Source organism: Seleniivibrio woodruffii, assembly GCF_004339245.1.
GTDB lineage: Bacteria > Chrysiogenota > Deferribacteres > Deferribacterales > Geovibrionaceae > Seleniivibrio > Seleniivibrio woodruffii.
Window position 1 is genome coordinate 14,674 of sequence record NZ_SMGG01000004.1, and the last position, 12,839, is coordinate 27,512.

Genomic DNA, 12,839 nt, shown 5'->3' on the forward strand with positions numbered 1-12,839 from the left:
TCTTAGTTTAAATTATGTATAATACCGTTCATGACATATCGGAGATAACAGAAGGTTGCAGATGGATTCATTGGAAAAACTGAAAGAGTTCAAAGTTCTTTATGTTGAAGATGATGACATTACCAGAGAAATGGCATCCAGAATGATTTCCAAATATTTTAAAAATATTGTTATTGCCGCAGACGGAAGGGAAGGGCTGGAAAAATTCAGCTCCGAAGCCCCCGATATCGTCATTACAGACCTCTCAATGCCGGAAATGAGCGGGTTTGAAATGATATCCCACATACGCAAGCTCAATCAGAACGTCCCTATAATCGTCACAACAGCCTACCGAAACGAAACCGAATGTCTTGAAGATGTTAATGCGGTTGTATTTAAACCCGTGAACAAAAAACTTCTCCTCCAGGCAATATCAAACCTCTACGATTAACGCTTTAGCCTATCGTTTCCCTATTGTGGTTTTTTTTTGCCTATATAGTTTGATTTTTGACTATTTTGGGGTTATGATTATTTTGTTTCGCTTATTAGATAGTTAACTCGTTAACATTCGTCGAAATTATTTTTTTCTAAGGTGGGATCCCATGAATTCGAAGGTCGAAGTTTTCAAAGCACTAGGAGACGGCAACAGGCTCAGGATAGTCTGCATGCTGGGGGTCAGAGATCTCTGCGTGTGCGAGATCAATGCGGTTCTGAATATTTCCATGTCCACAATTTCGTCGCATCTGAAGGTTCTGCGCAACGCAGGACTTGTTACGTCGAAAAAGGACGGCAGATGGATAATCTACAGTCTCAACAAGAAAAACACGTTCATAGCAGATATCGTCAATGTGACGGTGAGCGGAATGAAGTCCGATGAGACCGTTGCAGAGGATGCTCAGAAACTGAAGTACATCAATCCGAAGAACTGCGCCGAACATTAGTACCCGAAACACTCAGTGAGTCTTGCGGAAGTCATCTCGGGCGTATATAATGTATTTCTGAGATGGCTTCTATAATAAAACACAGAGGTTAAGTTGAACAGACGCTTGACGGGCAGCGGCATCGTCACCCTGGCAGGAGGACTGCGCAAGGGCGACAGTGTTGTTTTTCAGATGGAAAATCCCCAAAGCTACAGCCAGATAGTTGAGGTTCTGCTCTCTGACCTGCAGGACTTCGGCGGCAGGTTTCACTTCATAGGCTTCTGTCAGAGCTTCAAGATAGATTCAAAATCGAACAAACTTGTCCGTTTCCACGTCGACCCCGCTGAGGGTTTCGAACACTTTGTCGATGAATGCTCCCGCTACATTATGAACGTTGAGGACGGCGACATCATCATGATGGACTGCCTCACAGAGCTTATGGGCTTCTGGGGTTCCGACTGGCTCATCGGATATGCGTATCAGCTGATCATGGATTTTGCGAAGATGCGCAGACTCACCACATTCACGGCTGTTCAGAGAAAATGCCACCGGCAGTTCACCTCCAGAAAGATAACCGAGGTGTCCACAGTGACGGTGCGTGTTATGCGCGACAACATCGGCAGACACTGTCTGGTGCCCAGAAAGGCGAAGGACAGGCAGTCTGCGGCCATGTATAAACCCTACATAATGGAGACCAAAAAGGGCGTGCGACCCATACACGACACCCTTGAGGCTCTTGAAATACAGAATCCGCCGGACAGACGGAGCGATATGCAGTATTTCACCTGTCTGGACAACCTCTTCCTCGGCGACGAGAACGCAGACGGAGAGGATGCGGTTAAAAAACTCTGCCGTGTTCTGATGGGCATGGACGAGCGGATTCAGGAGCTGGCGGCAAAGAACTTCACTCTGGAAGAGATGAAGATAATCCGCAAGCGCACCATCGGTTCGGGCTTCATAGGCGGCAAGGCGGCGGGTATGCTCATCGCCAGAAAGATAATCCGTCAGAAACTGCCCCATCTTCTTCAATATTTCGCCGAGGCCGACGACAGCTTCTTCCTCGGTTCCGATGCATTCTATACATATCTGATATATAACGGTTTATGGGACGAATATAAGTCATATTCCGATGAGCCGGACGGCAACAAGAGCCGCAGACTCCACAGGCTGGTGCTGAACGGAAAGATGCCTGCGGAGATTCTGGAGCGTCTTGAGGATCTGGTGGATTATTACGGTCATTTTCCGATAATAGTGCGCTCAAGCTCCCATCAGGAGGACAGCTTCGAAAGCTCATATGCCGGAAAATATGAGAGCCGGTTCTGCATTCTGACGGGCGACGACTCCCAGATGCTCAGTCAGCTTGCGGACGTTGTTAAGGCCGTTTTTGCCAGCACCTTCAACCGTGAGGTGGACAGCTACCGCAAAATGTCCCGACTGATAGGCCGTGCCGACATCATGTCGGTGATAATCCAGAGGGTTTCAGGCGTTTATCAGGGGGATTATTTCCTTCCGCACGTCGCAGGAGTCGGCCATTCATACAACTCATTCGTATGGGACAAAAAGATAGATCCCGAATCTGGACTTCTGAGGATGGTTGCCGGTCTGGGAACCAGAGCCGTCAGCCGCTCCGGAACGGACTATGCCAGAATGATAGCCGTTAACCGTCCCAACGACAATCCCATGCCCGGTGCGGAGAACAAAAGGCTGTACAGCCAGAGGCTGATAGACGTGGTGGACACGGTCACCAACAGGGTCAGGGAACTGAAGCCCTCAGACCTCCACGATTGTCAGTTCAAACCCTCGCTGAACGTTATCGCCGCCAGAGACATGGAGACCGAAAAGAAGGTATACAAGGCCACTGGCGAGAATATCTATTCGTGGATGGTGGATCTGGATCATGTGATAAACAGGACCGCCGTCGTAAAAATACTTTCAGAAGTTCTCAAAACCCTTGAAGGGGAATACAGCAGTCCCGTGGAGATAGAGTTCACCATAAACTTTCAGGACGATCAGCGGTTCCTCATAAACCTGCTCCAGTGCAGACCTGTGCAGGTGCAGAGGATAAGCGACGAGGACAACAAGGCGGGCAGGGGCGAGTATACCGTGTTCAAAGCCAAGGGAACTTTCCTCGGCGGCAACAACTCCATTCTCATCGATACCGTTGTATATGTTAACTGGGAGGAATACGTTGCGCTTCCGCCGGAGCAGAAGAAGGAGTGCGCAAAGATAATCGGCATCCTGAACAACCGTATAAAGGAGAAGGGGTACAACAGCCTTCTTATGGGATACGGCAGATGGGGTTCCAGCGTCACCTCGCTGGGTGTTCCCGTTGCTTTTTCGGATATCGACGGAATGAAGGCCATTCTGGAGATAGGCAGGATAGAGCGTGGGCTTGTGCCTGAGATGTCATACGGAACGCACTTTTTCCACGAGGTTGTTGAATCGAAGATAACCTATATCTGTGTGCTTGAAGATAAGACCAATTTTATGATGGATGAAACCATTCCGAAAGCGGTGAACATGCTCCGCAAGGCAGTTGAAGAACCTGAAGGTCTCGAAAAAGTTATCGGATACTTCAGATTCTCCAAAAAGCCCTTAAGACTTGTCACGGATATCCGCACCAGAACGGTTGCGATATATCGTGAGATCCAGCCCTGGTATTACTTGCAGTCGCAGCCGCAGCCGCCTTCCTCTCCTTCCTCATCGTCTTCGCAGCACTCAAGCTGACTAGCATCGATGAGCGCCAGCTCGCCGCTTGTGATGGCAAGACCGACTTCCAGACAGTTGTAGATGAACTCTTCAAAGCTCATTTCGTTTGTTTTCGCAGCTTCGTTCAGCTCGTCGAACATTGATTTCTCAAGGTTGAAAGCAAAGCTCATCGTCTCTTCGGGTGCGCAGCTGTCGCTCTCGCATCCGCATTTGTCTTCCTTATGGTTGTTTCCGCCGCAGCAGCCCATAATATCACCTCATAGTTGATTTATAATAACTTCATGTTATTCTTTACGCTAAAGCCGTTCCATAACAATAGATGTTCATGAAACGACTTCAAGGGTTTTTATCAGCTTTTGACCGATAATGCAAACAAAGACTTGTGAAACGGTGACATATGAAACTCGCTCTTGTTCAGATTAAACACAGACAGACAAAAAGGGAGAACCTTGACAATATATTATCAGCCATAGAAAAATACGGCAGAGAATGCGGGCTGATGCTGTTTCCGGAAACCTGCATGGGGCTGAAAGCTGCGGGCGGGAGCCTGAGAGAGCTTGCCGAGGATATCGGATCGGGTGAGTTTGTTTCCGCTGTGCGCAAAGCCTGTGCGGCGGTTTCGGTTCACGTCTGCATAAACGTCTGGGAGGATAGCGGAACCGACAGAGTGTTCAACACCGCTCTGGTGATAGCTCCTGACGGAACCACAAAGGCGGTCTACCGCAAACTCCATCTTTTCGATGCTCTCTCTGTGAGAGAGTCCGATGATATGAAAGCCGGAAGCGAGCTTCCTCCTGTGTTTGATGTTGACGGCGTAAAATGTTCGCTGGCGGTATGCTATGACCTGCGCTTTCCGGAAGTGTTCCGCAGTGCTGTTTTCAGAGGTGCGGAGCTGTTCCTTATACCCGCCGCATGGTATTCGGGCGCACACAAGACAGAGCACCTCAGAACGCTCCTTGCCGCCCGTGCGCTGGAGAACACAGCCTATGCCGCCTGTGCCGACATCTGTCAGGGCAGTTTCGCGGGGCATTCCGCCGTCTGTTCCCCTTTCGGCCTCATCGAGGCTGAGGCGGGCGAGGATGAGACGGTTATTTTTGCAGAAATCGACACTGCAAAGGTCAAAGAGACCAGAAAAATCCTTCCGTGTCTGGATAATTTGTCAGATATATTTTAATTGTGTGAAATTACACATGAATCAAACACAAGTTTAATTGAACAGGCGGATTCCTTTCGCTATACTTATCATGCCATAGACTTATTTGCATGCGGAGGATTACCGTGTTCAGGTTGCTTATTTATGCATTTTTATGCGTTATGATCGTTGCTTGCGGAGGCGGAACCACAGCCTCAAAGTCGAAATATGCCGTTAAGATCAATGTTGATATCGAACAGATCCAGAAACAGCGTAATAAATCCATGAGCCGTCTTCTGGTGGGTAACACCCTCATCGGCTCGGTTGTGATTGGCTACGGCCTTGAAGCACCGGACGAGACCATTGAGGTCATGGACAAGATAGAGAACAATGAAGAGATACTCATAGAGGGGCTTGAGGCCGGAAAAACATATAATTTCAGCGTTTCAGCCTACGACTATGCCGACACGATGGTCTGCTTCGGCGGAGCCACAGCCCAGATAATGCCCAACGCCACTGAGGACGTTGTTCTGGAGTGCACCTTCGGCGAGAAATACGCAGTGGAAAACATGGCCTTCGAGATATTCTCCAAGGCGGCGGAAGGCACTCTGAGCACCACCGAGGCGGAGGATGCCGTTGCGTATAACTTCACCATGCACAACGGAATGGACCGCTCCGAATTTGTATACAGACTCCTTGGCTCAATGACTGCCGAGTTCGGATACAGCAACGACACCCTGTCCGGCATATCCCTGATCCGCAGAGACAGAAGCGCAAGCGGCAAAACAGCGAGAACACAGACAGCTGAAGAAGTTGAGGAGAACGCCGGATATCTGGTTAAGTTCATCTATACCGACGGTTCATACGACTTTAACGACATCCGTTTTGTCCGTGAGGCAGAAGGCTGGAAGATAGCGGGCAACGGCCTTAAATACGGTCTGAAAGCCCGTCCGCAGATGGCGGAGTTCTATCCGCAGTCCGCAGGGGAACAGCCTCAGAAGATCGCAGGTCTTTCATTACATTACAATCAGAATCAGTATTTTTCAGATATTGAAACAGTGACCGTTTCCGTTCCGCAGGTTCAGGAAACAGGCCAGACGTCACCCGTTGTTCTGTCGGAAACTTTTGAAAACAGCGACGGGCTGCTCTACTCAAACAGTACCTATCTTTCTCCGACGTCCGAGTGGGTCTCTCTGGTCAACAGCAACATAATCCCCTTTACGGGCAGTCTTGCGCAGGACACGGCGGTTAGCTTTGCCGTCAGGGAATATGCAGACCCGCCGCACACAGAGACTGAGAGTTTCCGTGTTCTGGGCGGATATACCTTCGGAGAGATAGAATCGGCCGAGTTTCCCGTGGTGACACCTGTTCGTGAGGGCAGTACCGTAAGGTTCAATCTCCAGCTCCCCAGCTGGGTCAGAAGACTTGAGTTCTATTTCGAGGGGATAGTCAATTATGAACATGTGATAAGAAAGTCAAGAATATCCATTTACTCACCCTCGTTCCTCTTTGACGATTTTTTCAATGATATCGAAGAGGGCAGCGACACAAGCATCTTTATTTTCACAGCATACGACAGCAAAGACAGGGCATACAGCATATATATGCCCTATGACTATATTCTGGATACAATCGGCACAGAACCCGGCGGCGGCGCAGGAATCCTTGGAAACGGTTTTTCCGCTCTCTACACTCAGGATTACAGCGGCCAGACATATTATCCTGATATTAAAGGCGCAGGTGCGGCATCCGGTTTTTCAAGCGTGGCCTTTGTCTCCTCGTCAGACTTAAGCTCTGCAGGCAGCAACGCATATAACCCCATCATTATGAACACCACATTCAGCGAAGGTACTCCTTCAGTTATCTCCAGACTCATTGTATACGCCTACTATCAGAACGGGCTGTTCAATGCAAAAACTCTGGTGGATTCCGATGGCGACATCTTCATGTTTGCCGGATTATACGGCACGGGAAGAGCCACCGTCATGAGGATATCACCCGATCTGCAGACGATCAGATGGGTGAAAAACTATGTGAATGCGTTTGATACCTATCATATATCGGGCAGTTTCACAGACATGGCGTTAGTTAACGAGGGAAGCGAGATAGTGCTTCTGCTGACGGGAATAGATGCTGGCTTTGAGCGTGCTGACCTTATAAGGATATCCGCCGCAAACGGTCTTGTGCAGAATGCCGTAAGGCTTTCCAGCAGTGACGGCGACAGCATCCGCCCCCTTAAGATAGGTGTTTATAAGCCGAAGAACAGAATAGTGGTGCTCACTGAAAGAAAGGCGGCTCCCGCTTCCGCAACTGCAGATTACTGTCTGTCGGTGTTCAGCGACAGTCTTGCCCACATAGATTCGAGAACGGTTCTTGAGAACGTCACAGCGGACAGCTTTGACATGGCGGTGTCATCCTCCGGTTCGGTCTGGATGTCATATGCTCTGGAAATCAGCGGTGTCAAACATATGCAGGTGGCAAAGGTCGACGGCGACCTCACCGAAGACACAATGCAGTACGGCCTTACAGTTTCAAACAAGAGAACCGTTATGCCCGTTGACTCGCAGATGCAGTACACAAGCTACGGCACTAAATTAGCCGTGACCGACAACTATGTATATCTTCTGGGCAGGGGATATGAAATGCCTCAGACCGGAGATGCGGCAATTCTGCTGGTGAAAATGAGCCTGACGCAGAATCTGGTCTGGGTGAAATCCCTGCCTGTTCTGGTCACCCCCAATGAAATCATGCCGGCACCCCTTGATTCGGTGCTGATATACGGCGCAAACAAGGTGTTTAACGTTTCGGCGGACGGTTCCATGGAGTTCTTTGAACCGGAGGATATCACTCCTGTGCTCTATCTGAACGCATCGGGCGGCGTGACGTTTGCCATATCGGACTATGAAGTGAACGCATTCACCCCCACGGAAGAGGGCTCCTCCTCCGAAACATCAATTCAGGCGACCGGTGCGCAGAATATAAGTCTTATGTATCTTAACTCATCTACGGGTACAAACTGACAGTCAATCAAAGGGGACATATGCTTGGTATATGTCCCCATTTCTTCTTTATTAAAAACACTTAACAAATATTGCAATAATTTGACATTAATTTCAGAAAAGCTGTGATATTGTGCATTATCAAGTGACATGAGAATGTCAAAAACAAGATGATTGCGCAAAATGCGGAGTTTATATCATGGCTAAGAAATCGTTCAAATGTAAAGACTGCGACACAAAGATAACTGTGAAGCAGGCCGGAGCAGTACGCTGCGAAACCTGTGGCGCTATTTACAAATGCTATTTCGAGATCAAAAAGGAATCCAAGAAAAAAGTGATCCCCAAGCAGGTTGAAGAAAAAGCGAAAACAATGCTTCACTTTTTCGAAAACAAGACTGCCTGAGGAATAAGAATGTCACGGTTCATCACTGCAAAGCCGTGATGAACCTCATATTCTTTTTGCAGATACTGTTTCTCATTATCGTATCTTTAAATCTTTCAAATGTCTTCATCTCTTCCGCCTGAGACGCCTGCCGCACATCGTTTATCTCTTCAAAATTGTCAAGCACCGCAGAGGCCACATGGCTGTCCAGCTTTCCGCTCTCCACCATCTCACGGACTATTCCCGCAACCTGCTCCTTGGGCATTGATTCCCTGTAGGGTCTCTCTTCGGTTAGGGCGGTAACTATATCCGCTATGGCCATTATCCTGCATCCCAGATCGAGCCTTTCTTCGTTGAGATGAAAGGGATAGCCGCTTCCGTCGAGATATTCGTGGTGGAAGGCTGCCCAGTTCTTTATCTTGTCGAAGATCTGGAACGTGTTGAGTATTGAGAAAGTATAGTAAGGATGCTTACGAAGTATCAGCTTTTCATCCTCGTCCAGTGCTCCCTGCTTGTAGAGTATTGCCGACGGGATGCCCAGCTTGCCTATGTCGTGGAGATACCCTGCTATCATCATAGACTTGCAGTCTTTTTCCGGAAAGCCGAGCTTTTCGGTTATCAGCTTTGCGGCGGCGGCAACCCCTGCGGAGTGGTTGGCGGTGAATACACAGCGGAAGTCTATGATACGGCTTAAGAGTTTCGCCGTTTCCAGAATTTTGTCTATGTCCATGTTTATGTGGGAAAAACGGAACGTATGTTTCAGCAGTTTATATTTTTCCTGCTCTTCGATATCGAACCAGAAAGACTCTCTCTCTGCCAGCCTGTTGAACGCAGCGAGGTGTTCGGGGCTGAATTTTGTTCCCTTAAACCTGTTAACGTTCTCAGATATCCTGATGCGCTGATCCAGAGCGGGTTCTCCCCTGTGCAGAAGAACGTCTATCCTGTCGGAGAGGTGAATTATCATTGCCCCTTCGGGAATGACCTCGTCGCATGTTTCGGCCAGATGGTTTATTTCGCCGCCGTAGGGCGAATGGTGATATTTGACCAGTGCGGGAAGGTTTGGGAAGAGATCGAGGCTTGAGAGCAGGTGTGAACCTACAATCGCATGGCAGTATTCCGAATCCCCTTTTTTGTCGCTGACATCGGCCAGCTCAAGAAACTCGCTCTCCATGACAACCCCTATGTCGTGGATGAGCGATGCGAGAATAATGTCCTCTATCTCGCTGCGGGACATTCCGGCTTCGGCCGCAATGCTCCCCGCTATGAAGGCAACCCGCTGATGATGATTATTTATCAGAGGATTAACAAGGTCCAGGGCTCTGGACAGCGCATATGCAACATCGAATGATGATGTGACGTACAGGTCGAAGCTGTCCGCATCCAGTTTCAGATCCATCTTGTCTCCCGTGCAAATAAGTCTGCTCCGCAGAAATAAATAAGGTGTCTTCCATGGTTGAAAAACACATAGGAATACGCTAGTATAGCAGTTTAATCGGCATTGTGAATATAGATTTTTTTCAGGAGTCAAAATGAGCGACAAACCTATCAGGGTACGCTTCGCACCGTCACCCACAGGCTATCTGCACGTCGGCGGCGCAAGAACAGCCCTTTTTAATTATCTCTTTGCGAAAAAAACAGGGGGAACCTTTCTTCTGCGCATAGAGGATACCGACAGAACACGCTTTCAGGAGGATTCACTCAAGGAGATTTTCGAGAGCCTGAAATGGCTTGGGATAGAATGGACCGAAGGCCCTGAGAGGGGCGGAGAATACGGCCCGTATATCCAGTCGGAAAGACTTGATATCTATAAAAAATATGCGCAGACCCTCTGGAACTCAGGACAGGCCTACCCCTGCTTCTGCACACCCGAAAGGCTTGAGAAGGTGCGCAAAGAGAAGGAACTGAGAAAGGAGATGCACGGCGGATATGACAGAAAATGCCGTGATATGTCCAAAGAGGAGTCGCAGGCGCTTATCGATGCGGGCACTCCCTACGTTCTCAGGCTGAAAGCTCCCCTTGAGGGCACGATATCCTTCGTCGACGGCATCAGGGGCGAGATAGAAACCCCTGTGACCATGGTTGACGACACGGTGCTTATGAAGACCGACGGCTATCCCACATACCATCTGGCAAGCGTTGTTGACGACCACCTGATGGAAATTTCCCACGTTCTGCGAGGGGATGAGTGGATAGCCAGCACTCCCCGTCATATCCTGCTTTACAAAGCGTTCGGCTGGCAGCCCCCCATAATAGCCCACCTGCCCGTAATCCTTTCACCGGACGGCGGAAAACTCTCAAAGCGTAAGGGTGCGGCCTCCGTAATGGATTATAAAAGGGGCGGATATCTTCCCGAAGCACTGGTGAACTTCCTCTCCCTTCTGGGCTGGAACCCCGGCGACGACAGGGAGATAATGGGCATTCAGGAGATAATCGACGCTTTCGACATGGGCAGAATATCTGCGAAACCCTCGGTTTTCGATGAGGACAAGCTGACATGGGTGAACAGCCAGTATATGGAGAGCTACGACCCCGCAAAACTTCTGGCCGACATAGAACCCATGTGGGCTGAGAAGGGACTTCCCGTTGGAGAGTTCAGCACCGAATATAAGGAGCGTGTGGTCTCTCTGTTCAGAACCCGCTGTAAAAAAGTTACGGAGTTCGGCGAGAACGGCGCATATTTTTTTGCAGACCCCGAAGATTTTGACGCAAAACAGGCGGCAAAGCAGTTCAATGCGGCTGTTAAACCCGCTCTTGATATGATAACAGAGAAGGCTGGCGCTGTTGCCGAGTGGAACAGAGGCGGCCTTGAAGCACTTTTCCACGGCATAGCCGATGAGCTTGAGATGTCCGCAGGCAAGATAAACCCCGCTGTCCGTCTGGCTGTTACAGGCGTGGGCGGCGGCCCCGACCTGATGGATATGCTGGAGCTGATGGGCAGGGACACCGTTGTCCGCCGTGTTAAAAAAGCCTCCGAATGGATAGAAAAAAACGTATAAGGATTGGGATACATGGAAGAAGAAGTATCGAAACCGTCTAACTTTATAAAGACCATCATCCGCAGGGATCTGGAAGAGGGCAAGAACGAAAGCAGAGTACACACCCGCTTTCCGCCGGAACCTAACGGATATCTGCACATAGGACACGCCAAGTCCATCTGCATCAACTTCGGACTGGCAAAAGAGTTCGGCGGAAAATGCAACCTGCGCTATGACGACACAAACCCCGTTAAAGAGGATGTGGAATACGTCGATTCCATCCGTGAGGATGTGCGCTGGCTCGGATTCGACTGGGAGGACAGAGAGTTCTATGCCTCCGACTATTTTGAATATTTCTACGAGTGCGCTGTAAACCTCATCAAAAAGGGCAAGGCCTACGTCTGCGACCTTAATGCGGACGAGATTCGCAAAACCAGAGGCAATCTGAAAGAGGCCGGTGCCGAAAGCCCCTACAGAAACAGAAGCGTCGAAGAGAACCTCGACCTGTTTCAGCGTATGAGAAACGGCGAATTTGCCGACGGAGAGCGTGTTCTCAGGGCAAAGATAGATATGTCCTCGCCCAACATGAACATGCGTGACCCCGTTATCTACAGGATAGCCCATGCCCACCACCACCGCACAGGCGACAAGTGGTGCATCTATCCCATGTACGACTTTGCACACGGGCTTGAGGATTCAGTTGAAAAAATAACCCACTCCATCTGCACACTGGAGTTTGAAGACCACAGACCCCTTTACGACTGGTTCCTTCAGGAGCTTGGAGTTTTCCATCCCCAGCAGATAGAGTTCGCAAGGCTGAACCTGACATACACGGTCATGAGCAAAAGAAAGCTCCTGACCCTTGTTGAGAAAAAACTGGTAAGCGGCTGGGACGACCCCCGCATGCCCACCATAGCCGGGCTTCGCCGCAGAGGATTCACCCCCGAATCCATCAGAAATTTCGCCGAGATGATAGGCGTTGCAAAAAGCAACAGCATCGTGGACTACGGGCAGCTTGAGTTCTGTCTGCGTGAGGATCTGAATAAAATAGCCCAGAGGGTTATGGTTGTTACTGATCCGCTGAAAGTGGTCATAACCAACTATCCTGAGGATCAGGTTGAATGGTTCGATGCGGAGAACAACCCCGAAAACGAGGCGGACGGCACACGCAAAGTGCCCTTCTGCCGTGAGGTATACATCGAGCGGGACGACTTCATGGAAGATCCGCCCAAGAAATATTTCCGCCTGTCGCCCGGACAGGAGATGCGTCTTAAGCATGCTTACTATATCAAGTGCGAAGAGGTCATCAAGGATGCTGAGGGCAACATAACCGAGCTTCACTGCTCATATGACCCTGCAAGCAGGGGCGGCTGGACAGAGGATGGCCGCAAGGTGAAGGGCACTGCCCACTGGGTGAGCGCACGCCACTGCATAGAGGCCGAGGTTCGTCTGTATGAGCATCTTTTCAGCACTCCCAACCCCGACAAGGCTCCGGAGGGTATGGACTTTACAGCGAATATAAATCCCGATTCGCTGAAGGTCGTTACGGCATATGCCGAGCCTTCTCTGGCGGAAGTTGAACCCATGCAGAAATATCAGTTCCTGCGTGTGGGCTATTTCACCAGCGACAAGGATTCCGTGTCTGGAAAACCAGTGTTTAACAAAACTGTAGGTTTGAAAGACAGCTGGGCAAAAGCACAAAGCAATTAATAAGGGCATTCTGAGCAGAGCGAAGAATCTCGC

10 protein-coding genes are annotated in these 12,839 nt (G+C 49.6%); 8 read left to right on the forward strand and 2 right to left on the reverse strand.

Annotated elements, in window-relative coordinates:
• Positions 1-61: 61 nt before the first annotated feature.
• The 3 genes from C8D98_RS06145 to C8D98_RS06155 all read left to right on the forward strand — a co-directional run bounded on the left by C8D98_RS06145 (position 62) and on the right by C8D98_RS06155 (position 3,626).
• On the forward strand, positions 62-430 hold the full coding sequence (locus C8D98_RS06145) for a response regulator (protein WP_132873046.1): 369 nt from the start codon (positions 62-64) through the stop codon (positions 428-430).
• A gap of 151 nt (positions 431-581) precedes the next feature.
• Positions 582-920 carry an ArsR/SmtB family transcription factor gene (locus C8D98_RS06150; protein ID WP_132873048.1) on the forward strand — a complete coding sequence of 113 codons (339 nt, stop codon included), beginning with the start codon at positions 582-584 and terminating at the stop codon, positions 918-920.
• 93 nt (positions 921-1,013) lie between these two features.
• Positions 1,014-3,626: a PEP/pyruvate-binding domain-containing protein gene (locus C8D98_RS06155; protein WP_132873050.1), complete on the forward strand. Its 2,613-nt coding sequence runs from the start codon at positions 1,014-1,016 to the stop codon at positions 3,624-3,626.
• Here C8D98_RS06155 and C8D98_RS06160 read toward each other — a convergent pair.
• Complete coding sequence (locus tag C8D98_RS06160; RefSeq protein ID WP_132873052.1) at positions 3,560-3,856, reverse strand: hypothetical protein; 297 nt, start codon at positions 3,854-3,856, stop codon at positions 3,560-3,562. The genes C8D98_RS06155 and C8D98_RS06160 overlap by 67 nt on opposite strands.
• A gap of 149 nt (positions 3,857-4,005) precedes the next feature.
• On the opposite strand from C8D98_RS06160, the gene C8D98_RS06165 reads away from it, so the two are divergent.
• The 3 genes from C8D98_RS06165 (at position 4,006) to C8D98_RS06175 (ending at position 8,142) form a co-directional block, all read left to right on the forward strand.
• Positions 4,006-4,782, forward strand: a complete 777-nt coding sequence (locus C8D98_RS06165) for a carbon-nitrogen hydrolase family protein (protein WP_132873054.1) — start codon at positions 4,006-4,008, stop codon at positions 4,780-4,782.
• Between the two features lie 104 nt (positions 4,783-4,886).
• A complete protein-coding gene (locus tag C8D98_RS06170) occupies positions 4,887-7,760 on the forward strand; it encodes a hypothetical protein (protein WP_132873056.1) in 2,874 nt (957 codons plus the stop codon).
• A gap of 178 nt (positions 7,761-7,938) precedes the next feature.
• A complete protein-coding gene (locus C8D98_RS06175; RefSeq protein WP_132873058.1) occupies positions 7,939-8,142 on the forward strand; it encodes a hypothetical protein in 204 nt (67 codons plus the stop codon).
• Between the two features lie 22 nt (positions 8,143-8,164).
• Here the strand turns inward: C8D98_RS06175 and C8D98_RS06180 are convergent, their stop codons facing one another.
• Positions 8,165-9,517 (reverse strand): HD-GYP domain-containing protein, encoded by a 1,353-nt coding sequence (locus C8D98_RS06180; RefSeq protein ID WP_132873060.1) that lies wholly within the window; start codon positions 9,515-9,517, stop codon positions 8,165-8,167.
• A gap of 133 nt (positions 9,518-9,650) precedes the next feature.
• Here C8D98_RS06180 and gltX point away from each other — a divergent pair, with 133 nt between their 5' ends.
• Both gltX and C8D98_RS06190 read left to right on the forward strand, forming a co-directional pair.
• Positions 9,651-11,117, forward strand: a complete 1,467-nt coding sequence (gene gltX, locus C8D98_RS06185) for a glutamate--tRNA ligase (RefSeq protein ID WP_132873062.1) — start codon at positions 9,651-9,653, stop codon at positions 11,115-11,117.
• 12 nt (positions 11,118-11,129) lie between these two features.
• On the forward strand, positions 11,130-12,806 hold the full coding sequence (locus C8D98_RS06190; protein WP_132873064.1) for a glutamine--tRNA ligase/YqeY domain fusion protein: 1,677 nt from the start codon (positions 11,130-11,132) through the stop codon (positions 12,804-12,806).
• Positions 12,807-12,839: the final 33 nt, after the last annotated feature.

Bases quoted from the DNA above. Each gene is read 5' to 3' on its own strand.
- C8D98_RS06150 (WP_132873048.1), top strand. From the start codon at position 582: ATGAATTCGAAGGTCGAAGTTTTCAAAGCACTAGGAGACGGCAACAGG.
- C8D98_RS06145 (WP_132873046.1), top strand. From the start codon at position 62: ATGGATTCATTGGAAAAACTGAAAGAGTTCAAAGTTCTTTATGTTGAA.
- C8D98_RS06160 (WP_132873052.1), bottom strand. From the start codon at position 3,856: ATGGGCTGCTGCGGCGGAAACAACCATAAGGAAGACAAATGCGGATGC.
- C8D98_RS06190 (WP_132873064.1), top strand. From the start codon at position 11,130: ATGGAAGAAGAAGTATCGAAACCGTCTAACTTTATAAAGACCATCATC.
- C8D98_RS06165 (WP_132873054.1), top strand. From the start codon at position 4,006: ATGAAACTCGCTCTTGTTCAGATTAAACACAGACAGACAAAAAGGGAG.
- C8D98_RS06180 (WP_132873060.1), bottom strand. From the start codon at position 9,517: ATGGATCTGAAACTGGATGCGGACAGCTTCGACCTGTACGTCACATCA.
- gltX (WP_132873062.1), top strand. From the start codon at position 9,651: ATGAGCGACAAACCTATCAGGGTACGCTTCGCACCGTCACCCACAGGC.
- C8D98_RS06175 (WP_132873058.1), top strand. From the start codon at position 7,939: ATGGCTAAGAAATCGTTCAAATGTAAAGACTGCGACACAAAGATAACT.